This window comes from Pseudomonas marginalis (genome assembly GCF_900105325.1).
Taxonomy (GTDB): Bacteria; Pseudomonadota; Gammaproteobacteria; order Pseudomonadales; family Pseudomonadaceae; genus Aquipseudomonas; species Aquipseudomonas marginalis.
Genome location: NZ_FNSU01000003.1, coordinates 836,693 through 858,230, shown reverse-complemented (window position 1 = coordinate 858,230; position 21,538 = coordinate 836,693). Strand labels below are relative to the sequence as shown.

19 protein-coding genes are annotated in these 21,538 nt (G+C 58.6%); 4 read left to right on the top strand and 15 right to left on the bottom strand.

What is annotated here, in order from left to right:
* Positions 1 to 25: 25 nt before the first annotated feature.
* Positions 26 to 1,276 carry an MFS transporter gene (locus BLW22_RS13035; protein ID WP_065927672.1) on the bottom strand — a complete coding sequence of 417 codons (1,251 nt, stop codon included), beginning with the start codon at positions 1,274 to 1,276 and terminating at the stop codon, positions 26 to 28.
* Positions 1,277 to 1,378: 102 nt separating this feature from the next.
* Between BLW22_RS13035 and BLW22_RS13030 the strand changes: the two genes are divergently transcribed.
* Positions 1,379 to 2,347, top strand: a complete 969-nt coding sequence (locus BLW22_RS13030; RefSeq protein ID WP_065927673.1) for an AraC family transcriptional regulator — start codon at positions 1,379 to 1,381, stop codon at positions 2,345 to 2,347.
* Positions 2,348 to 2,384: 37 nt separating this feature from the next.
* On the opposite strand, the gene BLW22_RS13025 is transcribed toward BLW22_RS13030, so the two are convergent.
* The 5 genes from BLW22_RS13025 to BLW22_RS13005 all read right to left on the bottom strand — a co-directional run bounded on the left by BLW22_RS13025 (position 2,385) and on the right by BLW22_RS13005 (position 9,360).
* Positions 2,385 to 3,146 carry an SDR family oxidoreductase gene (locus BLW22_RS13025; RefSeq protein WP_065927674.1) on the bottom strand — a complete coding sequence of 254 codons (762 nt, stop codon included), beginning with the start codon at positions 3,144 to 3,146 and terminating at the stop codon, positions 2,385 to 2,387.
* 29 nt (positions 3,147 to 3,175) lie between these two features.
* Positions 3,176 to 4,003 carry a DMT family transporter gene (locus tag BLW22_RS13020; RefSeq protein ID WP_065927675.1) on the bottom strand — a complete coding sequence of 276 codons (828 nt, stop codon included), beginning with the start codon at positions 4,001 to 4,003 and terminating at the stop codon, positions 3,176 to 3,178.
* A 74-nt stretch (positions 4,004 to 4,077) separates the two neighbouring features.
* Positions 4,078 to 4,983 (bottom strand): transcriptional regulator GcvA, encoded by a 906-nt coding sequence (gcvA, locus tag BLW22_RS13015; RefSeq protein ID WP_065927676.1) that lies wholly within the window; start codon positions 4,981 to 4,983, stop codon positions 4,078 to 4,080.
* A 181-nt stretch (positions 4,984 to 5,164) separates the two neighbouring features.
* On the bottom strand, positions 5,165 to 8,254 hold the full coding sequence (locus BLW22_RS13010) for an efflux RND transporter permease subunit (RefSeq protein ID WP_074846681.1): 3,090 nt from the start codon (positions 8,252 to 8,254) through the stop codon (positions 5,165 to 5,167).
* A complete protein-coding gene (locus BLW22_RS13005; RefSeq protein WP_065927678.1) occupies positions 8,251 to 9,360 on the bottom strand; it encodes an efflux RND transporter periplasmic adaptor subunit in 1,110 nt (369 codons plus the stop codon). Before BLW22_RS13005 ends, BLW22_RS13010 begins: the two co-directional genes overlap by 4 nt.
* Positions 9,361 to 9,661: 301 nt before the next feature.
* Here BLW22_RS13005 and BLW22_RS13000 point away from each other — a divergent pair, with 301 nt between their 5' ends.
* Both BLW22_RS13000 and BLW22_RS12995 read left to right on the top strand, forming a co-directional pair.
* Positions 9,662 to 11,119, top strand: coding sequence for an efflux transporter outer membrane subunit (locus BLW22_RS13000; RefSeq protein WP_065948720.1), 1,458 nt, complete (start codon positions 9,662 to 9,664; stop codon positions 11,117 to 11,119).
* A gap of 39 nt (positions 11,120 to 11,158) precedes the next feature.
* Complete coding sequence (locus tag BLW22_RS12995; protein WP_074846679.1) at positions 11,159 to 11,944, top strand: SDR family NAD(P)-dependent oxidoreductase; 786 nt, start codon at positions 11,159 to 11,161, stop codon at positions 11,942 to 11,944.
* A 71-nt stretch (positions 11,945 to 12,015) separates the two neighbouring features.
* On the opposite strand, the gene BLW22_RS12990 is transcribed toward BLW22_RS12995, so the two are convergent.
* The 9 genes from BLW22_RS12990 to BLW22_RS12950 all read right to left on the bottom strand — a co-directional run bounded on the left by BLW22_RS12990 (position 12,016) and on the right by BLW22_RS12950 (position 21,157).
* Entirely contained in the window at positions 12,016 to 13,287 is a 1,272-nt protein-coding gene (locus BLW22_RS12990) for an OmpP1/FadL family transporter (protein WP_065927796.1), read from the bottom strand.
* Positions 13,288 to 13,674: 387 nt separating this feature from the next.
* Positions 13,675 to 14,295: a TetR/AcrR family transcriptional regulator gene (locus BLW22_RS12985; protein ID WP_074846677.1), complete on the bottom strand. Its 621-nt coding sequence runs from the start codon at positions 14,293 to 14,295 to the stop codon at positions 13,675 to 13,677.
* Between the two features lie 418 nt (positions 14,296 to 14,713).
* Complete coding sequence (locus tag BLW22_RS12980; RefSeq protein ID WP_074846675.1) at positions 14,714 to 15,487, bottom strand: phosphate/phosphite/phosphonate ABC transporter substrate-binding protein; 774 nt, start codon at positions 15,485 to 15,487, stop codon at positions 14,714 to 14,716.
* Between the two features lie 34 nt (positions 15,488 to 15,521).
* Positions 15,522 to 16,850 (bottom strand): LLM class flavin-dependent oxidoreductase, encoded by a 1,329-nt coding sequence (locus tag BLW22_RS12975; protein ID WP_074846673.1) that lies wholly within the window; start codon positions 16,848 to 16,850, stop codon positions 15,522 to 15,524.
* Positions 16,851 to 16,886: 36 nt separating this feature from the next.
* Positions 16,887 to 17,792 (bottom strand): ABC transporter substrate-binding protein, encoded by a 906-nt coding sequence (locus BLW22_RS12970; RefSeq protein ID WP_074846671.1) that lies wholly within the window; start codon positions 17,790 to 17,792, stop codon positions 16,887 to 16,889.
* Between the two features lie 49 nt (positions 17,793 to 17,841).
* Entirely contained in the window at positions 17,842 to 18,525 is a 684-nt protein-coding gene (locus BLW22_RS12965; protein ID WP_074846669.1) for an ABC transporter permease, read from the bottom strand.
* The gene (locus BLW22_RS12960; RefSeq protein WP_074846667.1) at positions 18,525 to 19,154 is read right to left on the bottom strand and encodes an ABC transporter permease; all 630 of its coding nucleotides are present in this window, start codon (positions 19,152 to 19,154) and stop codon (positions 18,525 to 18,527) included. The genes BLW22_RS12965 and BLW22_RS12960 overlap by 1 nt, the downstream gene beginning before the upstream one ends.
* On the bottom strand, positions 19,151 to 20,182 hold the full coding sequence (locus BLW22_RS12955; RefSeq protein ID WP_074846665.1) for an ABC transporter ATP-binding protein: 1,032 nt from the start codon (positions 20,180 to 20,182) through the stop codon (positions 19,151 to 19,153). The genes BLW22_RS12960 and BLW22_RS12955 overlap by 4 nt, the downstream gene beginning before the upstream one ends.
* Positions 20,183 to 20,212: 30 nt before the next feature.
* Positions 20,213 to 21,157, bottom strand: a complete 945-nt coding sequence (locus tag BLW22_RS12950; protein ID WP_074846663.1) for a fatty acid desaturase — start codon at positions 21,155 to 21,157, stop codon at positions 20,213 to 20,215.
* A gap of 109 nt (positions 21,158 to 21,266) precedes the next feature.
* Here BLW22_RS12950 and BLW22_RS12945 point away from each other — a divergent pair, with 109 nt between their 5' ends.
* Positions 21,267 to 21,461: a hypothetical protein gene (locus tag BLW22_RS12945; protein ID WP_143045128.1), complete on the top strand. Its 195-nt coding sequence runs from the start codon at positions 21,267 to 21,269 to the stop codon at positions 21,459 to 21,461.
* The last annotated feature ends 77 nt before the right edge of the window (positions 21,462 to 21,538 follow it).

The following is a 21,538-nucleotide window of genomic DNA, read 5'->3' as shown; positions in this document are numbered from 1 at the left end:
GATCGAAGCGGTTTGGCAAACCGGATCAAAGGTGCAACGCGGGCTTGGGCTGACGTACGCCCTGGGCAGAAGGGACGCGGACACGCAGCGCAATCAGCAGCGCGGCCAGCAGCATCAGTACGGCCGCCGCTACGAATACGCCTGCGCTGCCACCGACGCTGAACACTGCACCGCCAGCGGCAGCGCCCGTGGCGATGGCCGACTGCACAGAGGCCACTACCATCCCTCCGGCACTTTCCGCCTGGTCAGGTACCGCGCTGGCGACCCAGTTCGACCACGCCACCGGCACACCACCAAAGGCCAAGCCCCAGACCGCCAGCAGTAGCGCCTGCCCCGGCACCGAGGCCGGCAACAGCACCAACGCCAGGGCTGCAACGCCGACCAGCGCCGGCATCAACACCAGCGTGGCCAGCGGGTGGCGCTCCAGCAGCCTGCCGGCCAACAGCGTGCCGGCGAAGTTCGCCACGCCAAAACCCAGCAACATCAACGACAGCCCCTGCGGGCCGATGCCAGTCGTCCCTTCAAGGAATGGCCGAACATAAGTGAACATCGCAAAGTGGCCGCTGTGCACCAGCACACAACCGAACATCCCCATGGCGATGCCCGGGCGCTGCAACACCTCGAGCACAGTGCGCAGACGTGCCGGCCGGCGCGGCGCCAGGCGCGGCAGCGTGAACGACTGGAAAGCCAGGGTCACCATGCCTACCGCCGCTGCGGCAAAGAACGCGCTGCGCCAGCCGTACAGCCCGCCAAGATAGCTGCCCAGCGGTACTGCAACGACCGTCCCGACGGCAATGCCACTGAAAATGATCGACAGCGCCCGGGGCAACAACGCACTCGGCACCAAGCGCATCGCCACCGCCGCCGCCATGCTCCAGAACCCGCCAAGGGCAATGCCCAGCAAGATGCGCATCACCAACAGCACCGCGAAGCTGGAGGAAACGGCGACCAACAGATTGGAGGCGACCATCAACGTGGAAAAACCCAGCAGCACCCAGCGTCGGTCGATGCCGCGGGTCAGGCCTGGCACCAGCAAGCCAGCGAACAGCGCAACCACCGCTGTCACCGTCACCGCCTGGCCAGCCAACGCTTCGGACACCCCCAGATCGTTAGCCATCAGCGTCAACAAACTGGCCGGAAGGTACTCAGCGGTCAGTAATCCGAATACGCCCATTGCCAACGAAAATACTGCCATCCACGCGGGCGTCGCAGGCTCTACGTCCGCACCGACGCCGGAATGGCGGTCGGATACGGTGTTACATACACAGTCAGTCATTGCACGGATCTCCCAATCTTCATGGCGAGCCGAAGTCTAGGCGCGGGAAGCTGGATGATCTATGATCAAAAATCTCTCCTTTTTGACTAAAACACCTGAATAATGCCAGCAGATCAATTTGCTCTTTCCTCGGACCTCATCAACGAGCTGTTGCGCGGCATGCGCCTGCGTGGCGTCGAATACCGGCGTATCCAGGCAGGTCCAACCTTTGGTTTGAGCTTCGCGGAAAAACCTGGGCACGCCTGGTTCCACTTCATTGCCGTGGGCAACGCAGTGCTGCGAATGGAGGACGGCAGCACCTACGCTTTATCTGCCGGCAACGCCGTGTTCATTTCCCACGGCGCGGCCCACCAACTGTTTTCCGATCCGGACGCACCTGTTCAAGACATCGACCGCCTGGACGGCGCGCCCTTAGGTGACACCGTCAGCGCGGTGGATACCGGAACCGATGCCAGCCCCACGCCGAGCACTATTTTGTTCAGTGGTTGCATGGAGTTCGAACTAGGCAGTATCCATGGCCTTGGCCGGCTGATGCCGGGACTGATGCTGATTGATGCCGGCGGCCAGCGTTACCCCGGACTGGTGCCGATCCTGACCACCATGGAGCGCGAGGTCAGCGCCGCGCGTATCGGCTTCGCCGGTATCCTCGCGCGGTTGGCCGACGTGGTGGCCGCCATGGTCGTTCGCGGGTGGGTGGAGTGCGCCTGCGGGAATGCCTCTGGCCTGGTCGCCGCCTTGCGCGATCCACGCTTGGCCGGTGCCCTGCTGGCGCTCCATCAACAACCGGGCCGCGACTGGACCGTTGCGCAGCTGGCCGAGCACTGCAATACCTCGCGTTCGGCCTTCGCGGACCGCTTTCAAGTGACGATTGGCATGACCCCGCTGCGCTACGTCACCGAACTGCGAATGCGGCTGGCAAGCCAGTGGCTGACGCTCGAAAGGCTGCCGATTGAAGAGGTGGCGCAGCGCTTGGGCTATACCTCCCAGGCCGCTTTCAGCCGCGCATTCAAGCGCATTACGGGCAAGACACCGGGTTTGAGTCGCAAGGTGAGGCCGCACGCTGTTACGTGAGGCCGAGCGCAGGTAGCCGATGATCCGAGCCTTTGACTCATTTACCCCCCGTTACGTCGAGGAATGTACCGGTAACGAAGGATGCCTCCGCGCTCGCCAGCCATAGAATCGCGCGCGCCACTTCCTCCGGCTGACCGCCCCGCCCCATGGGGATCGAGTCCTTGACACGATCCACCCGCCCCGGCTCACCGCCGCTGGCGTGCATGTCGGTATAGATATGTCCGGGGCGAATACAGTTAACGCGTATGCCTTCCCGGGCCACCTCCTTGGCAAACCCGATGGTGAAAGTCTCCAGCGCGCCCTTTGACGCCGCATAGTCGACGTACTCATTGGGGCTGCCGAGGCGTGCCGACGCCGAAGAGACATTGATCACCACCCCGCCTGGGCCGTTGTAGCGGTAAGACATGCGCTTAACCGCCTGCTGGGCACAGAGTATCGGCCCGATGGCATTGACCGCAAAGATGCGCTGCATCCGCTCGAAGCCAAGGTCCTCAAGGCGTGACTGAGGTGCGAGCATCCCGGCGTTATTGACCAGTACGTCGATGCGACCGAACGTGCGGTCGATGGCCGCGAACATATCGGCCACCTGTTGCGGGTCCGCACTGTCGGCCCGCATCGCCAACGCCCGGCGCCCCAATGCTTCTACATCCGCCACCACCGCCAGCGCTGCGGACTGGTTGGCAACGTAGCTGATCGCGACGTCATAACCTCTTTCGGCGGCCAGCCGGGCGGTTGCCGCCCCCACTCCACGACTTCCACCCGTGATTAGAATCAGCGGTGCCTGCGAGACATTGACCATTAAACATTGCTCCTGAGCCGTTGGCTGTATCAGCCGATGATGAGGGTGCCGCTGGCGATCACTACGCATGCCAGTATCCGGCGTGCGGTAAGCGTCTCGCCGAGGAACACATAGCCGATCAACGCCGCAAACAGCACGCTGGTTTCGCGCAATGCGGATACCGCGCCCAGTGGCGCTTCGTTCATGGCGTAAATGACCATTCCATAGGCGAGCAAAGAGACCAGCCCGCCGACCAACGCGGTCACTGTTCCAGGCCGGACGCGGAACAAGCTGCGGGTGTCGCGCAGGCCGATGTAGACCACCGGCATCAGCACGCCCCACAGCGCGCACATCCATACCGTGTAGGCAAGCGGCGCACCGGAGAGCCTGGCGCCGATGCCGTCGACCACGCTGTAGGCCGCGATAAAGCCGCCCGTTCCCAGCGCATAGGGCAGGCTGGGAACCGACAGGCTGCGCCCTCTGAAGGCCAGCGAAATAATCCCGCCGGACACCAGCGCAATACCGAGCAACTCGCCAGGCGTGATGCTTTCCCCGGCAAACACGGCGGCACCCAAGGTGATCAGCACCGGCGACGATCCACGTGAAATCGGATAGATCTGCCCCAGGTCGCCGACGCGGTAGCTGCGCACCAGAAACAGGTTGTAGCCCACATGCAGCAACCCCGACAGCACCGCGTAGCCCCAGCTTTCAATCGCGGGGGGCACCATGAACGCTGCGGCGACGACACTGGCGATGGCGATGGCAATGCACATCACCGTCATGGACCACAGCCGGTCGGCGCCGCTACGCAGCAGCGCATTCCAGCTGGCATGCAGCAGCGCGGCGAAAAGCACGAGGAGGATGAGATGAGTAGGCATGCCCCACTGTAGGCAATCCGGCGCCGGGGCTAAAGCGAAGTCTCCTCAGCGCAGCATGAGCGGAAACTCATGACTCACTCATCCGGTCGCTGGACTTTCAGTGCCTCGCTGACCAGCCATTGGCGAAAGCTGGCGATGTGCGGCTGGGATTCGATGCCCTTGGGGCAGACGAAGTAGTAAGCAAGCGGCGATGGAAGCGGTACGTCGAACAGCCGCACCAAACGGCCATCGCTGATTTCGTTCTCCACATGCCCGCTGCGCACCAATGCAACGCCCTGGCCGAGCAAAGCCGCCTCGACCGTCATGTTGGTATCGCCAAACCTGACGCTTTCCTGGAGCGGCAAATAGGCCAACCCGACGGCTTGAAACCACACCTCCCACTTTGGCACCAACTCGGCGCCATCCCGAGTCAGGAGCGGGAAATGCAACAAGTCTGCCGGGCTTTGCGGTGTGCCAACGCGCCGCAGCAGTTCGGGACTGGCCACGGGAAATACCTGCTCCCCAAACAGGAACTCCGAATACAGGCCTGGGTAATTGCCCTTGCCGAGCCTGATCGCAACATCAGCCTGGCCGTGCGAGAAGTGGATGATTTTATCCGTGGTGTCCAGCGAGACCAGCAGCTCGGGGTGCTGGCGAGACAGACGCGGCAAGCGTGGCAGCAGCCATTTGAGCGCAAAGGAATAGGTGGTGCTGACGCTGAGCCGAACCCGGCCCTTTTGCTCGCGCAGGTCACCCAAAGTCGCCTCCAGGCTGATGAAAAACTCCCGCACGATGGGCGCCAGCGCAGCCCCCGCTGCCGTGAGGCGTAACGCCTTGCCACGTTCAAACAGCGGCAGCCCCCAAAGCGCCTCAAGGTGCTTGAGCTGGTGGCTGACCGCGCTTTGAGTCACATGCAGTTCCTGTGCGGCTGCAGTAAACGTCGGGTGGCGGGTGGCAACTTCAAAGGCGCGCAAGGTCGCGGTAGGCGGCAGGTCTCTCATCGGGGCAGGATCCAGGGAGTTATAGGAAAAGCGCATGCATGAACGTTAGCTCATGCAGCAGCTTACTTCACTGTAACCATTTGAATCCTCGTCCTTGTTCAGTCCGCGCCTACAGAAGCAGCAGCTTTGGCGAATTGACCGACGAGAGGACACCGGCGCCCTCCCCTCGAACACCCCTTGCTCAGGCAGGTCGCACTGCTTGAGCCTTGCTCGCGTTGCCTGGGCGGATTTTGAACCAGATGGCGTACATCGCCGGCAGGAACACCAACGTCATGATGGTGCCGACCAAAGTACCGCCGATCAGTGTGTAGGCCAGCGTGCCCCAAAAAACAGAATGGGTCAGCGGGATGAATGCCAGGATGGCCGCCATCGCCGTCAGCAGTACCGGGCGGGCCCTCTGTACCGTGGCTTCGATGACGGCGTGAAAGGGATCCAGGCCTTCCTGGGCGTTGTGATGGATCTGCCCGATCAGAATCAGCGTGTTGCGCATCAGGATGCCCGACAGCGCGATCAACCCAACCAGGGCGTTGATACCAAACGGCTGATGAAACATCAGCAGCGTCGGCACCACGCCAATAAGTCCCAGCGGTGCGGTGAAAAACACCATGATCATTGCCGAGATCGAACGCACCTGGACGATGATGATCAGCAGCGTCAGTGCAATCATGATCGGAACCAGCGGCACTATCGCCTGGCCTGCCTTGCCCGACTCCTCGATTGCACCCGCTTGCTCGATCCGATAGCCGGCGGGGAGCGTGTCGATAATCGGCTGCAGTTGCTTGATGATCACACCCGATACATCAGGTGGTTGAAGGCCTTCGTCAATATCGCCACGCACGGTGATCGTCGGTGTACGGTCACGGCGCCTGAGGATCGGATCCTCCATACGCACATCCACCTCTCCGACCTGGGACAGCGGGATCCGCTGGCCCGCGGCGCCCACCAATGTAAACCCTTCAATCCGCGCAGGGTCCAGACGTATATCGCCTGCGGCGCGCCCAACCACCTGCACTGAACGAATGTCTTCACGAACCGACGTGATCGGCACGCCCGTCAGCAGGAATTGCAACTGCTGGGCGACGGCGCTGGAGGTCAGTCCAACCGCCTGCAAGCGATCCTGATCCAGGCTGAAATGCAGAGTCGGCGCCAGAGGGCCCCAGTCGCTGTTGACGGTCCTCATCAACGGACTCGCTTGCATGACCGCTTGTACACGACCCGCAATCTCGCGCAGCTTCGTCGGGTCAGGCCCCATTACCCTGTAGGCGACGGGATAGGGTGAATACGGACCAAACACAATTTGAGTCGCCCTGACACGGGCCTCTGGGGCGAGCCCGGCAGCGACCGCCTCGCGAAAACGCAGCTTGAGGGTTTCACGTGCCTCCTGGCTGGACGTCAGCACCACGATCTTGGCGAATGACGGATCCGGCAGTTCTGGCGCCATCGCCAGGAAGAAACGCGGCGCGCCCTGCCCGATATAGGCCGTGACGATTTTTGCCTCTTCCTGCTTTTGCAGCCAGGCCTCGACCTTTTTCGCAGTGGCACTGGTCTGCTCGATGGAGGTTCCGTAGGGCATTTGCACCTCGACCATCACCTCGGGACGGTCTGACGTCGGGAAGAACTGCTTCTTCACCAGGCCCATGCCCAGGACGGCCACGACAAACAGCGTGATAACCGTGCCAGCCACCAGCCACTTGAGTTCGATGACCCGGGTCAGGACCCGGCGGAAGCGGTTGTAGCGCGGGGTATTGTAGATAGCCGCATGCCCACCCTCTATCTGCTTGATGTCTGGCAGCAACTTCACGCCCAGGTAAGGGGTGAAAGCCACTGCGACAACCCAGGAAGCGATCAGAGCAATGCCCACGATCCAGAACATGTTGCTGGTGTACTCGCCGGCAGTGGACTGGGCGAAACCGTTTGGCATGAAGCCAACCGCTGTTACCAGTGTGCCAGAGAGCATCGGCGCGGCCGTATGACTCCAGGCATACGCGGAGGCTTTGATGCGGTCGTAGCCCTCCTCCATTTTCACGACCATCATTTCGATCGCGATGATCGCGTCATCTACCAGCAACCCGAGCGCCAGGATCAATGAACCGAGGGTAATACGGTCAAAGTTCTTTCCGGTGGCCGCCATCACCACAAACACGATCGCCAGTGTCAATGGCACGGCAGCTGCGACCACGACGCCTACACGCCAGCCCATGCTGAGAAAGCACACAAGCATCACCACGAGCAGCGCGACAAAAAACTTGACCATGAACTCGCCAACGGCCGAGTCGATGTTGACGGCTTGATCGGTCACCTTGGTCAGCGTCATGCCCAGTGGCATGCCTTCATTGATCTTGGTCGTCTCGGCGTCCAGCGCCTTGCCCAGGTCCAGGCCGTTCCAGCCTTCGCGCATGATGACCCCCAGCAGCAGGGCCTCTTCTCCGTTACTGCGCACCAGAAAGGTTGCCGGGTCTTCATAGCCACGTTCGACAGTGGCCACGTCGGAGAGCTTGAGCGTGCGCCCCTGAACCACAATCGGCGTGTCACGAATCTTCTCCAGCTTGTCCAAGGCGCCGTCCAGGCGGAGGAAGACTTGCGGCCCATTTGTTTCAATCGAACCGGCGGGCGTGAGCACGTTCTGATTATTCAGCGCGGCAAAGATGTCCTGAGGCGCAATGCCCAGGGTGGCCAACCGATCATGGGAGAACGAAACAAATATTCGCTCGGCCTGCTCACCGATGATGTTGACCTTCTTCACGCCCGGCACATGCAACAGTTGCTGGCGCAACGACTCAGCATCACGCACCAGCAGCCGCTGCGGCTCGCCTTTGGCTTTGAGGGCGAACAGCGCAAACGTCACGTCCGAATATTCGTCGTTGACCAAGGGCCCGATTACACCCGCCGGTAGCTTGGTGGCTTCGTCGTCGAGCTTTTTGCGTGCCTGATAAAACTCTTCCTGCACCTGTGAGGGTGGCGTGCGGTCCAACAACGACACCATGGTGAAAGCGAGACCGGGCCGCGTATAGGTTTCCGAGCGGTCGTACCATTTCAATTCCTGCAGGCGTTTTTCAAGTGGCTCTGCGACCTGGTCCTGCATTTCCTGCGCGGTAGCCCCCGGCCAGGCAGTAATGACCGTCAACTGCTTGACCGTAAACGGTGGATCCTCCGCACGCCCCAGCTGGAAGAACGCCAGGGTGCCCGCAACCGCGATCAGAAAGATCAGGAATACCGTAATGGATCGCTCACGAACGGCGATCGCAGAAATATTAAAGCGGCCTTCGCTCATGGATGACTCCCGGCAACATGGGCTTCATCCTGCCGGGGCACTCTCACGTCTTCTCCATCGCGCAGCAGATGGGCGCCTAACGCGACGATCTGCTCACCGACCTTGAGATCGCCTGCCACGCGTGCGGCATCGTCGCTCAATCCCAGCACCTGAACAGGACGCCAGCTCACCTTTGCCGGCGAGCCTGCGATCACCCACACACCGGTGCCATTGCCTGGGTCATAAAGGGCTGCGATGGGGACTTGCAGCACCTGCCCGTGCGCGGCGCCCTCTGCGATCCGCAGCGTGACCGTCGAGCCTATCGGGGCATTGGCCAGCGCGCCCTCAAGCACATACCGCGCCTCGAACGTGCGCGTCACTGGGTCGGCAGAATCAGAAAGCAGCCTGAGCTTCGCTGTAACAGCCCCTGCGGTACTGCCGTAAAGCGTCGCTTGCGCGGTGGATCCGGCTGCAGGACGCAACGTCTCGGGCAGATGCACGATGGCTTCGCGCTGGCCTGCGCGGGCCAGTCGAACCACGGGCTGCCCCGGGCTGACGACTTGCCCGGGCTCTGCGAGTGTTTCCACCACGACACCGTCGGAATCCGCAAATAACACCGCGTAGCCGGAAGCGTTACGGGCGACATCGGCCTGGGCTTGTGCGGCGCTGAGCTGCGCCTTTGCGCTATCCGCTGCGGCCTTGACCTGGTCGTAGGCCGATGCAGAAACAGCCCCTGCGGCGACGAGGTCGCGATATCGCGCCTCGTCATCGGCGGTCTGCCTGGCGCGGGCCCTGGCGGCGGTGACCGACTCTTGCTGTGCTCGCGCCTGCAACCCCAGGTCGATAGGGTCAAGGCGCATAAGCGGCTGACCGCGTTTAACGCTCTGGCCGGTATCGACCAGCCGCTCGAGGATCTTGCCGGAGACCCGAAAGCCAAGATCACCCTGCACGCGGGCCGCCACTACCCCCGTGAATGAACGTGACGTCTCTGAGGAACCCTCAACCGTTCCGGGCCTTACCAGAGGAGCCTGCGTGCGCGGATCGTCAATGTTGGATGAGTCACCACACGCCGTCAGGACGAGAGGCAGCAAGCAGGCTGCAAGGGGGATGGGTCGGAGCCGGAGCATAGGTTCCCTTATTGAATAGAAAGAACAGGGATCGTATATTCATACCGGTGACCATTATTGTCAATGGTCACACTCGAGATCTCAAATAACGCAGAGGGATGCGCTCCCCCGCAACGCAATCGCTCATGCCCCCCCTTGAAACAAGACCCGACGAATGCAGGACTGCATATTCCAAAGGAGCACATGACGGAGATGAACGATATTTTTCAGTCATGCCTGAATTTAGCCCAGAGGCCTCAATTGACAGAGAGTGACCATACAGTACTATGGTCACCAACAATGTTCGATTCAAGGAATCTCAATGCACGCCCTCCGCCCCGCTGCTTTTTTGATCAGCGCCAGCTTGATGACAGGTTGTGCGGTCGGTCCGGACTATCGCCGTCCGGACACCCCGCTCCCGGACCGTTACCTGGGCCAGCCTTCTGTCGAGCAGAGACCAGGGGCGACGCCTGCCAGCCTCGTCATCTGGTGGGAGGGCTTCGGTGATCCACTGCTCGCCGACTTCGTCGCCAAGGCGCTTGAACAGAACCTTGATCTGGCACAGGCCCAGGCACGAGTCGCGCAGGCGCGGGCAGGACTAGGCGCCGCCAATGCCGCTTTATGGCCCTCGGGAAACATCAGCGGTCAGGCCGCCCGCGCCTACCAATCAGTCGAGACGCCACTCGGCCAGGTGCTGAACTCAACCCCCGGCTATGATCGCTATGGCAGTTCCTACGAGGCCGACCTCAATGCCAGCTGGGAAGTGGATGTCTTTGGCGGCCTGCGACGCGGACGCGAGGCGGCACTGGCCGAGTACCAAGCGTCCGAGGCTGGCGCCGCAGCCACGCGATTGGCCATCGCTGCACAGACTGCGGATATCTACATCACTGTCCGCGGACTGCAGGCTCGGCTGGACATCGCGAATCGACAAGTCAAAACCCAGCAGGGGCTGCTGGAGAAAGTCCAATTGCTCTACAGCAAGGGACTTGCCGCCAGCCATGAGGTTCGTCAGACCGAGGGGGCTTTAGCACAGGTCCAAGCCACCGTACCGGTCCTGCAGACCGGTCTGGATGCGGCCATGAATTCACTCGATGTCATGCTCGGCACGCCACCCGGTACTCATCGCACGCAACTTGCCATGGTCGCAAGCATTCCGGCAGCGCCGCAGTTAAAGGCCATGGGAACGCCAGCCGACTTACTGCGCCGCAGGCCTGACCTCATAGTGGCCGAGCGCCGCCTTGCCGCCTCAAACGCACGCATCGGAGAGGCGATTGCCGAGTACTACCCGAAGTTCTCTCTGAGCGCATTACTGGGGAGTGCAACGGCTGTATCGGCAGGCAATCTTTTTTCCGGCGGCGCCAGTCAATCGTCGGGCGTACTGGGACTGCGCTGGCGACTCTTCGACTTTGGCCGCATCAACGCCCAAATCGACCAAGCCAAGGGACAGGAAGCCGAATCCCTGGCCGCTTACCGTCAGTCTGTGCTGCGCGCCACCGAGGATGTCGAGAACGCGCTCTCCTCACTGGTGAATCGGGACGCCCAAGCGACCACCCTCGTTGGAGGCGAGACGTCTCTGACGCAAGCGCGCCAATCGTCGTTCACTGCTTATGAGAAAGGCACGGCCAGCTTGATTGACGTTCTGCACGCTGACGAGACCCTGCTTCAGGCTTCCGACGCTCGGGCGCAGGCACAAACCGAATCGGCACGCGCGGCAGTCGCCGCGTTCAAGGCGCTGGGCGGCGGCTGGCAGCCCTCGGATGGCCGACTGACGAGCCGATGACACGGGTGGTTTTCGAGACTCAAACAAGGGGTATGCAAGATGACAGTGAGAGAAAATTCATGGGTGCTCATTACTGGAGCCTCCAGCGGATTCGGCAAGGAATTTGCCCGACAGTACGCCGCAAAAGGGAAATCGCTGATTCTGGTAGCCCGCAGGCTGAACGAGCTTGAAGCACTCGCGGACGAATTGCGTAGTCGTTTCGACGTCGACGTGATGGTGCAGCAAGCAGATCTTTCATCGATAAATGTGATTATCGATCTGCATCGGCGCCTGCGTGACAGCAATACGGTGGTCGATGTCCTGATCAACAATGCGGGTTACGGCTTGCAGGGAGCATTCCTGGATGAGCCCCTGGAAAGCTCCCTGGCGATGATCGACCTGGACGTCGCCAGCCTGACCGCCATCACTCGTCTGTTTGCAGAGGATATGCGGGCCAGGCGCAAGGGGCATATCTTGATGACTGCCAGCCTGCTGTCCTACCAGGGCGTGAAGAATTTTGCGGTTTACTCTGCCGCCAAGGCTTACGTACTCAGATTCTCCGACGCCCTGCATCGTGAACTCAAACAAGACGGTGTGGTGGTCACAGCGCTTTGTCCAGGCATGTCGGATACCGGGTTTGCAGCAAGTGCCAAACAAAAGATAACACCGGTCTTGAAGAGGGTCATGATGCAACCCGAGCCTGTAGTGCGAGCGGGGATACAAGCGTTGCACGCAGGCCGCATGAGCGTCGTGCCGGGCTTTGGCAACAAGGCTATTGCGGTCTTGACCTGGGCCACACCCCGTCGACTTCATCAGGGCCTGATGTCACGCGTAATGGGTGTTTGAGCGGGCCAGGCAATACCCCCGACGACGGACACCTGATCCAGTAGGTATCCGCTCTCAGGCCCCGCAGTGAGTCAGAATCGATAGCTGACAGAAGTCCCCAAACCGCTCGCGCTATTTTTATACTTCGAGCTATAGGCGCCTCTTGAGGCGGATACGTCATTGACCTGTACGCTTTCCTCCCATAGGTAGGAATACGCCACATCGATCGTGACATTCTCTGCCGGCGTCCACCCTGCCCCGACACTGATGACTTTCCGGTCACCGGTAGGGATTCGCGGCCCACGGTTGACGTTGTTGGCGGGGGACTGGTCAACCGATAAGCCGGCGCGAAGAACCCACTGATTGTTCAGCTTATACGCCGTGCCGATAGCGTGCGCCCACGTGTCGTGCCAGTTCTGCTCCTCGGTGATGCGACTCAGTGTTCCGCTCAACGCCGCAGGCAAACCACTGTTTTCGAACACCAACTCCTTGAAGCGACTCCAGCGCGTCCACGTACTGCCCAGGTAGAGCGTCCAGTCACTGTTGAGTTGATGAGTCACGGAAAAATCGACTGATTCCGGGGTGTCCACATCCAAGGAAGCGTCATAGCTCGTACCGCTTACACCCAGCACACTGAAGATGCCGTCGGTGAGCTTGGTCTTGGCATCCAACTGGTAGCTGACCTTGGAGTGATAGGTCAGACCCAACCGAGTTCGATCTGTCGCTTGCACTAGAATACCCGCGTTAAACCCAAGCGCCGTGTCATCGCCGGTGCTTTTGAGTTTTCCGTCATTGCGGCCCGGGCTGAGTGGATTGAGCACCATCCCGGAAAGCTCACCACTGATACGGTTGATGGTCGGTCCGAAACCGATCGAGACCTTGTCGTTGAACGCATAGCTGATGGTGGGCTGAAACGTAAGGGTCGTGACCTCACTTTTGTTGGCGTAGTAGCGGCCGGCGAACCCACTGCCATAATCGGTCATTAGCCCAAACGGCACATAGAAACCCACACCGAACGCCCAGTGCTCATCGATGGGTTTGACGTAGTAACCCATGGGCACTGTGGTGGTCGGCACCATGTCCCCGTCCTCCTGCCCCCCGAATGTGCTGCGCGTCTGGCTTATATGGGCCTTTGCGAAAAGCGTTGCCGCCCCGACGCTGGCCTGCTCTTTTTTCAAGCGAGACATACCGGCCGGATTACCGAAGACGGTACTCGCGTCTTCTGCAGATGAAGAACGGCCGGCAAATCCGGAGCCCATCCCACTGATGCTTTGTTCATTGAGAGCGAAACCGCTCGCGAACAATTGAGTCGACGAGAGGGCAACAGCAAGGCCAAGCGGGGTCCTGCGCAGTATTTTTTTCATTATTAGGACTCGATAGATCATCGGGATAAAGCGGTAGAGAGCGTCACGCTGAGCGCGGGCTACCGGGAGGGGCCGCAGCGCAGATTTACGAAGATCGTGCACGCCACAGCGATTCCTCCAGGATAGGTACAGCATATTTATTCATGTGACCATTTATGTCAATCGTCACAAATTCAGCAAATGAACATGCATGGCTACGCGGCAAATGCTGCGCGGATAATCCACTCAGTTACGTAGTGAAGGTTGATACATGGCTGTGAATGTGGGGATCAGGCCCCGGATTGGAATTAATACCGCGCCCCGGAAAATGGTGTCCACCTGGATCGGTGTTCACCATCATCCAAGCGTTGATATCAGAGCAAAGTGATAGAGATGATTAACGCAGGCTCACGGCATCAAGCTACGCAGAATGAGATTGGAGGTGAGGACCGGAGCCAGCTCGACGAAGTCAAGGTTGTATTGCAAAAGCAACGGATTGACGAAAGGGCGCAGCGCAAGGTGGATCGAATCGACTGTTTCGTCCAAGGGTGTTTTGCGTTCAAATTCGCCGATCTCTCGGCCTTCACGCACAATCTGCAACACGAAGCCCCTGACCAAGGCATCATATTGCTGAGCGCAGGGCCAGTTCTCAGACGCTGCAAATGCGGCGATGTCATAGAGCTTTCGATCACTGAAGAACAAATTCACCCCGGTAGCGATCAGCGTTTTCACCAAACGTCGAAAACGTTCGGTCGGCGAGATGTCCTCTACATTAATGGCCTGTTCTACGGCCGCGATGATTTCCGCCAGGCAATTGCCACAGATAGCCTCACCAATCGCCTGCTTGGAATCAAAAAACTTGTAGATGTACGCCTTGGAAAACCCGATCGCTTTCGCCAGGTCGGAAACCGTAGTTTTGCTATAGCCGTATTGACTGAAGTGCTGATTGGCCGCCGCGACGATCTGATTCCGGATCTCATGATCGGCAGGGCCACGGATGCTGGGGGAAGCTATGGATGTCTTGTTCATACGAGCTAGCTTACGCATCCGAAAAGCGCTTGACAACGAGTGACCAAATTATACTTTTGTCACAAGCTCGCAATGATCAGGGTTGGTTTCAGGTCAATTGTCTCTACGCGGAGGGTCAAACACATCCCCCAATCAGTTTTTTCGACGTGTTGTGCAAACGCCGTACCCCGCCATCGAACTCTCTAGCTCACTAACGGCGGCCTCCAAGCCAAGGGGCTTCAATCTGACCGGCCAAAAACACCCCGCTCCACCGAGCGTGGGCGTCTCCCCTGTCAATCCCTGTCAGCTGTTGCCGGACGCGTTTTTCGATGCGGGTGCGCTTCCGTCGTTGCACGATCGCTACGGTATTTCCACCCAGGCTGTGTGCACGCAGATCAAGGGTTGGCCTTTGCATAGCAGGTGTTTGAGATGGGGCCGCTCAGGACGCTACAAACGAAAAGCCGCGACTGGCCGCACTGCGCTCATATTCCAGGAGACACTCATAGTCAGCCTCACTGGCGGGCAGGACTTCCTTGATCGCCAGGTCACGGGACACCTCAGGGAGCTGCCCCAAGGCATCGTTCATTGCGTTCCTGATTGAGGCGGCGTCCTGGCCAATCGAGGTGATGTAAGGCAGGCAGGGACTGCGCACACTTCGTGTCAGGATCCTGAGGCCTTCGATCTCGGCACTGTGATCTCTCGCAAGATAGTCGTAGGTGATGCTATCGATGGAAGCCAAATCACCCTCGCCTTCTCTAAGCCTTCGCAGGCTCTCCCTGTGGGATCCGGTGAAGGTGAGTTTCGAGAAGAAACCTCGGTCGCTGATCCCGGCCAGCGTGTGGCGAAATAAATTCATTCCAGAGTTGGAATCCGGGGCGTTGATCAGGCCATGGCGGCCCTGGAAACCCGCCAGGTCAGTCACGGCCGAATCAGCCCTGCAGAGCAGCACACTGCAATGGTCCCCTCCAGAGCCATGGGTAAGCTCATAGCTCGGGCGCCCTACCAGCTTTACCTTTCCCCGCAGCGACGTAACGAATGGATAGCCGCAGGTCTGGGATAACAACAGATCCGGGGAAAGCCAGTGCGCCGCAAGATCAACGATCTGTTTATGCCCACGGCGCTCGCCGAGAATCGCCAGGATGCGCTCAAGCCAGGCATCCTGTGCGTGTAGAACCCTGGCGGGAGCGAGGTACATGGATAGATCGCTGGTCATATGACATCCATTCAGAGGGTGCGATTGATACTGCTCACAGCAGGAAACGGTTGGCCGGCGTCTTCAAGCCCAAGCGATCCCTCAGTGTCCCGGGCTCATATTCCTGGCGGAACACCCCTCTGGCTTGGAGCAGAGGCACCACGCCACGGGTGAAGGTTTCGAAGTCAGTGGGCAAAAACGGAAACATGAGGTTGTAGCCATCGACGGCATTCGACTCGTATAACGCTGAAAGCTTGTCGGCAATATGCTCCGCCGTTCCGATCAACAGCCAGGTGCTGGAGCTCTTGACCAACCGGCGCCCTATCTCGCGCATGGACAGGGAAGTGTCGTACTGCTTGAGCAGGGCCAGCTCGGTTCGAATGCCATCAAACTCGGACTCATCCGGCAACGCTGGCAACGGACCGTCCGGCGATAGTCCTGTCAGGTCCAGGCGGGTGTAGCTGGAGACCAGGTCAATCGCCACCGCATCGATAATTAGGCTGTCCTCCAGGTGCCGACGTCGTTCCTCCTCAGTCTCATCCCCGAGCACCACCGGCAGCACGCCGGTGATGATTTTCAGATCACTGGAATGCCTGCCCTTCAACTCGAGTCGGCGATTCAAATCGGCCCTGTACGCCAGTCCCTCCTCGACCGAATTGATAAAGCAGAAGTGTACGTCCCCATGGGCGGCGGCCAGGTTCTTGCCGGCTTCAGAAGAACCCGCCTGGGCAAGGACCGGGTGGCCCTGGGGTGGACGCGGCACGTTAAGCGGCCCACGTACGCTGAAATGCGCGCCTTTGTGATTAATCGGGTGAATTTTCGAGGGGTCGGCAAAGGCGCCGGTGCCCTTGTCAAATTCAAGCGCCCCCTCCTCCCAGGAGTCCCAAAGCTGCTTGACGACCTGGATGAATTCCTCGGCCCGCTGATAACGATCACCGTGTTTCGTCACGCCTGACAATCCGAAATTCGAAGCTTCTTCTTCCAGCCAGGACGTCACGATATTCCAGCTGGCTCGCCCTGCGCTGAGGTAGTCCAGCGAAGCAAAATAGCGCGCGAGGTTGAAGGGCTCGTTATAGGAAGTCGAAGCCGTGCCCATCAGCCCGATGTGCTCGGTAACCGCAGCCAGTGCGGACAACAGCGTAATCGGTTCCAGGCGGGCGTTGGCATAGTGCCTCAGCCCGCTGGCCACGGAATCCCAGACCGCAACGTGATCCGCAACAAAAACCGCATCAAACTTCGCCGCCTCCGCCGCTTGCACCAGTTTTACGTAGTAACCCAGGGTCAATATCTCTTGGGTCGGTGCCAGCGGGTGGCGCCAGGAAAAACGATGATCGCCCTGGGGGTTAAAAAAGAACAAATTCAAAATCATACTTTTATTCGACATAACGCCTCCGCGACCTTACCCACGTCGCATTGATTTTCACCGGGCCGTCTTGACGGTATGTTCGGCGACCCACTGCGCCGCGACTTTCGCGGGGTCCTTGTGATCGATATCAACCAGGCGATTGAGTTGCTTGAGGTCGTCATCGGTCAGTTTTGCAGAGACCTCGTTGAGCACCTGGGTGACTTCCGGGGTCAGCAACGCCTTGCGACCCAGTGGCGTGATGTTTTGCAGGGGCTGTTGGTGCTTGTCGTCCTCGAGGACAACCCAAGGCTCTTTCGCCAGGATGCCTTGCGTGGAGACCACCGTGGCCACGTCAATAGCACCGGAGTTCAACGCCAGCCGCGACAAGGGCCCGCCCATGTCCAGCGACTTGATGCTCTTGAAGTTGATGCCGTAGACCGCCTTCAACCCGGGCAGGCCTAACGCAGCCGTGGCAACTTCGGGAGGCCCGCCCAGGGTGAAATCTCGCGAGACGGGCGCCAGGTCGGACAAGGTACGCAGGTTGTACTTTTCTGCGGTCTTTTGGGTGACGGCCCAAGCGGTAATGGAGCCCGCGGACGAAGGTTCAAGCAACTGGAGGTCCGCCGGCAACTTCTGTTGCAAAGCGCTGAGGATCTCCTTTTGGGTGGTCAGGGCGGTCTTGTCGTCATAGAAACTCAACAGTGACCCCAGGTATTCGGGGACGACGTCTATATCGCCGTTTTCCAGGGCCTGGGCGATGATCTGGCGGTTGCCCAGATTGAGTCGGGGCTTGACGTCTATCCCTTGATTTTTCAAGGCTGACGCATAGATGTTGGCGAGAATCGTCTGCTCGGAAAAATTGGCCCCTCCAATGGTGATGGACTGAGCGCTGGCAAACGCGCTGCCCACCAGCAAGCCTAACCCCAGCAACAATGAAACCGCGTGCGCTGAGCGAACCTTCGAACGTTGTTTGTTTTTCATGTGGGTTTGCACCTCTGCAGAGTTAATACACACTTTCAAATGCCTCAGGTCATGTAGCGCTTAGTTCGATTTTTCCCGCCCGCCATTTTCTAACCATGAATGTTTCTATCATTGAACAAACCCACTCACTGACAATCGCCAGTGCCGACACCATCAGTGCGCCGCCAATGATTTGCGGCGTATCATTTCGGCCCAGTCCATCAATCAGAAACCTGCCCAGCCCGCCGAAGCCTGCATACGCGGCGATGGTGGCCGTGGCGATAAGTTGCACCAGGGCTGATCGGAACCCTGCAAAGATCAACTGAAAAGCCAGCGGCAACTCGAGCTGAAAAAACATCTGCCCTCTGCGCATGCCCATCGATCTGGCAGCCTGCTTCAGGGATGTATCCACCTGATCGATGCCAACATAGGTATTGGTTAATATCGGCGGGATACTCATGGTCACCAACGCGATAATCACCGTGCTGGTTTCATAGCCAATAAGCATGATTGCAAGTATCACAATACCCAGGGACGGTAATGCTCGCCCAATATTGAACAGCCCTATCGCCACCTGCGCGCCTTTTCGGTAGTTAGCCAACAGTACGCCGAGCGGCAACGCTATTGCACAAGCGATAACCAGGCTCAAGGACACATAATAAATATGCTCTGCCAGCCGAGTCAGTATGCCGTTTTCACCCAACCAATTATCAGGTAGAGAAAACCAAAGGTAGACACTTGCGATCATGTTCATCAGCGCACCCAAGGTACCAGCCATTTATTGATTGAATAAAACAGAAAATCAAAACATAACGCCAACATCACGGTCAGGACCAGGCTGACCGCCACAGGTGTGGTGAAACTTTGAGCCAGCCCGGTAATGAACAGCTGGCCCAGTCCACCTTGACCAATCAAGGCAGTAACCGTCACCAGTCCCACCAAAGTAACCGAGGTTGTTCGTAAGCCCGCCAATAACGCAGGCAGCGCCAGTGGAAGTTCAACCCCGAGGAATCTCTGCATGCGCGTATACCCGAGCGCACGGGCTTCCTCCAATACGTCCGCAGGGTTACTCGCAAGTCCCGCCAAGGTGTTCTGCAACACAATAAGCAAGGCATACAGGCTCAAACCAATGACCGCCGTGGTCTTGGATAACCCGGTAAAAGGCATTATCAAAATAAACAGTGCCAGCGACGGAATGGTAAAAAGTAGGCCGCAGACATAAATCATCGGCCGCGCCAGTCCTGGCTGCCACAACGTCAAGAGCACCATTGCACCCGCTAACAGCATCCCTATACACAGGCCCAGGGTCACCAGTTGAATATGATCGACTAACAGCTGGCCGATCTGCTGCCAGTTTTCAACGATCCAGGACCAGTCAATCATTGCGCACTTCCGAAGCGGCGTTCATTGAGTGCGCTGTGAAGGCTGGCAATCGACAGGCAACCTTCGTAACTGCCGGCCTCGTCCACGCGAACAACCACACCCATAGGCGCCGTTAGCATCTTAACCAGTGCGTGATGCAACGAGTCGTGACTCGACACTGTTGTCAGCTCCGGAACAGGCATGTCCGAGTCACTGACCCACTTCAACGGGTTGGACTTGTCATCCAGTAGAAGTTTGAATTCACAACTGACCTCATCCACCGGAAGATCAGAAACCTTCATCAGCGAAAGTCTTTTTAACAGCGGATCTTTGCCGATAAAGTTCCTCACAAACTCGCTGGCAGGATGGGCAAGGATGTTGTGAGGGGTATCGAACTGAACAAGTTTCCCTTCGCCCTCGAAGATCGCAATCCGATCACCAATCTTGATGGCCTCCTCCATATCATGGGTCACCAGGATAATGGTTTTATGCAAACGTCTCTGAAGCGCAACCAGTTCATCCTGCAGTCGCTCGCGTATCACCGGATCAAGCGCGGCAAAGGGTTCGTCCATCAATACAACCGGTGGGTCCGAGGCCAATGCCCTTGCCAGGGCGACACGACTTTGCTGCCCGCCCGAGAGCTGATTAGGGTAGCGGTCCAGAAATTCCGGCTGAAGCCCAACCAGGGAAATGAGCTCGCTCACGCGCTGGCGGATTTTATGTTGGCTCCAGCCCAGCAGCCGTGGGACTGCGCCAATATTTTCGGCAACCGTCTGGTGAGGAAATAAGGCGGCGCTCTGCATCATGAAACCAATGCCGCGGCGTAGCGTAACGACGTCAAGTTCATCGGTCGCCACGCCGTTGACACAGATGCGGCCACTATCCTGGGTATCCAGCCTGTTGATCATGCGCAAAATGGTGGTTTTGCCGCAGCCACTCGGCCCGACAAATACACAGATCTCACCCTCGCGGACATGAAGCGTTAAATCGCTCACGGCCATTCGCGGGCTGCCTTTATGAGTTTTCCTGATGGCTTCAAAACGTATCATTTTCCGACGCCCATATTAGCTTGCCTAGTGTTAGTGCTCAGCAGGATGGCGAGGACAATCCACGGGACTGACCAGATGTTTCTGCAATAACTGGAAGTAGCCATGAATGACATAGCCATTGTTTCGCGCGATCCATTGTTCACGCCTGGCTCTATACACCCTGGGTAAGTAAAACCAGGGCAAACCGGGAAGATCGTGATGAACCAGGTGAAGATTGAGGTTGAGAAACAGCCAACTCAACAGCCCCGACGATTCATTGATAACCGTGCGGTGTTCCGGATACGTTGACGGACGATGTTCGTAAAACGACCTGATCATGGCAATCGACAAAGCCGGCAACAAAACCAGGAATAAGTACTGTATGGCACTGATGGCGCTGTATTCCTCAACCAAAGCCAGCACTACGCCAACACTGAGTAGATGCGCGGCCCACATCCGCCAAGCGATTCGACCGGTATGAAACAGCCCTCTGATTTCGCTACCCGCAAGGGCCGTCACCGCCAATGGCGCGCCCATAAGCAAACGACCGCCCACGGTCTTGTTTACCCATAACAACGTTCTGATATATCGAGGCGAGCGCAACCAAAAAGCACCGCTGACATAACGACTTTCCGGATCTTGCCCGGGTACCGTCAGCACTTCGTCGTTGTGATGTGCCAAATGGGTGTCCCTGTAAATGTCGTAGGGGTACCACACGGCAAATGGCAGAAATCCCAAGGCCTTGTTTATGGCGGGCCAACGGGTTGGATGACCATGGATAAGCTCATGCTGAATCGACATCCACAGCACCACCAGTGGCACCAGCAGGACAAGGCTGAATACTTCGCCAAGTACTTGCCCATAAAAAACAATAAACGCCCAGGCCAGATAGAACCCGACTAACAAAAGCCAGGTGGGCCATTCGGTTCTACTGGTCAGGGTAGTGCTCAGCTTGACGATTTCCGCTCGATGAGCGTCATCCAAATAGTTTGGCATTGTTGTCAGTCGCGATAGAACGTGCTCGGAACGGGCGCCCAATCACTCACACTTCAAGCTGCAACCCATAAACCGGGATTACCTGAAGATGATTGGCTGGACTAACGGTATGGAAGTGCCCAACAACAACGATTCACATGGCGTAGAGAAGAAACGCCAAGCCTTCGCTGATTGCACTGCAGGCTTCGCTGTTGGCCTGACAAGGGAGAGGTTTGCCGGTAACGGATGGAACGGCAATGGAGGAAAAAGGACGGGTGCTGATATTGTCGGCGTGAGAAATCGCGACATGGGCGCCATCATGTGACAGAGCCTCAAGGCTGATTTGGAAGATTCGGGCGCCGGACATAGTCGTACCATAACAATAGGATTGAACATATCCGG

Coding starts and splice junctions, on each gene's coding strand:
- BLW22_RS13035 (WP_065927672.1), bottom strand. CDS start 1,276: ATGACTGACTGTGTATGTAACACCGTATCCGACCGCCATTCCGGCGTC.
- BLW22_RS13030 (WP_065927673.1), top strand. CDS start 1,379: ATGCCAGCAGATCAATTTGCTCTTTCCTCGGACCTCATCAACGAGCTG.
- BLW22_RS13025 (WP_065927674.1), bottom strand. CDS start 3,146: ATGGTCAATGTCTCGCAGGCACCGCTGATTCTAATCACGGGTGGAAGT.
- BLW22_RS13020 (WP_065927675.1), bottom strand. CDS start 4,003: ATGCCTACTCATCTCATCCTCCTCGTGCTTTTCGCCGCGCTGCTGCAT.
- gcvA (WP_065927676.1), bottom strand. CDS start 4,983: ATGAGAGACCTGCCGCCTACCGCGACCTTGCGCGCCTTTGAAGTTGCC.
- BLW22_RS13010 (WP_074846681.1), bottom strand. CDS start 8,254: ATGAGCGAAGGCCGCTTTAATATTTCTGCGATCGCCGTTCGTGAGCGA.
- BLW22_RS13005 (WP_065927678.1), bottom strand. CDS start 9,360: ATGCTCCGGCTCCGACCCATCCCCCTTGCAGCCTGCTTGCTGCCTCTC.
- BLW22_RS13000 (WP_065948720.1), top strand. CDS start 9,662: ATGCACGCCCTCCGCCCCGCTGCTTTTTTGATCAGCGCCAGCTTGATG.
- BLW22_RS12995 (WP_074846679.1), top strand. CDS start 11,159: ATGACAGTGAGAGAAAATTCATGGGTGCTCATTACTGGAGCCTCCAGC.
- BLW22_RS12990 (WP_065927796.1), bottom strand. CDS start 13,287: ATGAAAAAAATACTGCGCAGGACCCCGCTTGGCCTTGCTGTTGCCCTC.
- BLW22_RS12985 (WP_074846677.1), bottom strand. CDS start 14,295: ATGAACAAGACATCCATAGCTTCCCCCAGCATCCGTGGCCCTGCCGAT.
- BLW22_RS12980 (WP_074846675.1), bottom strand. CDS start 15,487: ATGACCAGCGATCTATCCATGTACCTCGCTCCCGCCAGGGTTCTACAC.
- BLW22_RS12975 (WP_074846673.1), bottom strand. CDS start 16,850: ATGTCGAATAAAAGTATGATTTTGAATTTGTTCTTTTTTAACCCCCAG.
- BLW22_RS12970 (WP_074846671.1), bottom strand. CDS start 17,792: ATGAAAAACAAACAACGTTCGAAGGTTCGCTCAGCGCACGCGGTTTCA.
- BLW22_RS12965 (WP_074846669.1), bottom strand. CDS start 18,525: ATGAACATGATCGCAAGTGTCTACCTTTGGTTTTCTCTACCTGATAAT.
- BLW22_RS12960 (WP_074846667.1), bottom strand. CDS start 19,154: ATGATTGACTGGTCCTGGATCGTTGAAAACTGGCAGCAGATCGGCCAG.
- BLW22_RS12955 (WP_074846665.1), bottom strand. CDS start 20,182: ATGATACGTTTTGAAGCCATCAGGAAAACTCATAAAGGCAGCCCGCGA.
- BLW22_RS12950 (WP_074846663.1), bottom strand. CDS start 21,157: ATGCCAAACTATTTGGATGACGCTCATCGAGCGGAAATCGTCAAGCTG.
- BLW22_RS12945 (WP_143045128.1), top strand. CDS start 21,267: ATGGAAGTGCCCAACAACAACGATTCACATGGCGTAGAGAAGAAACGC.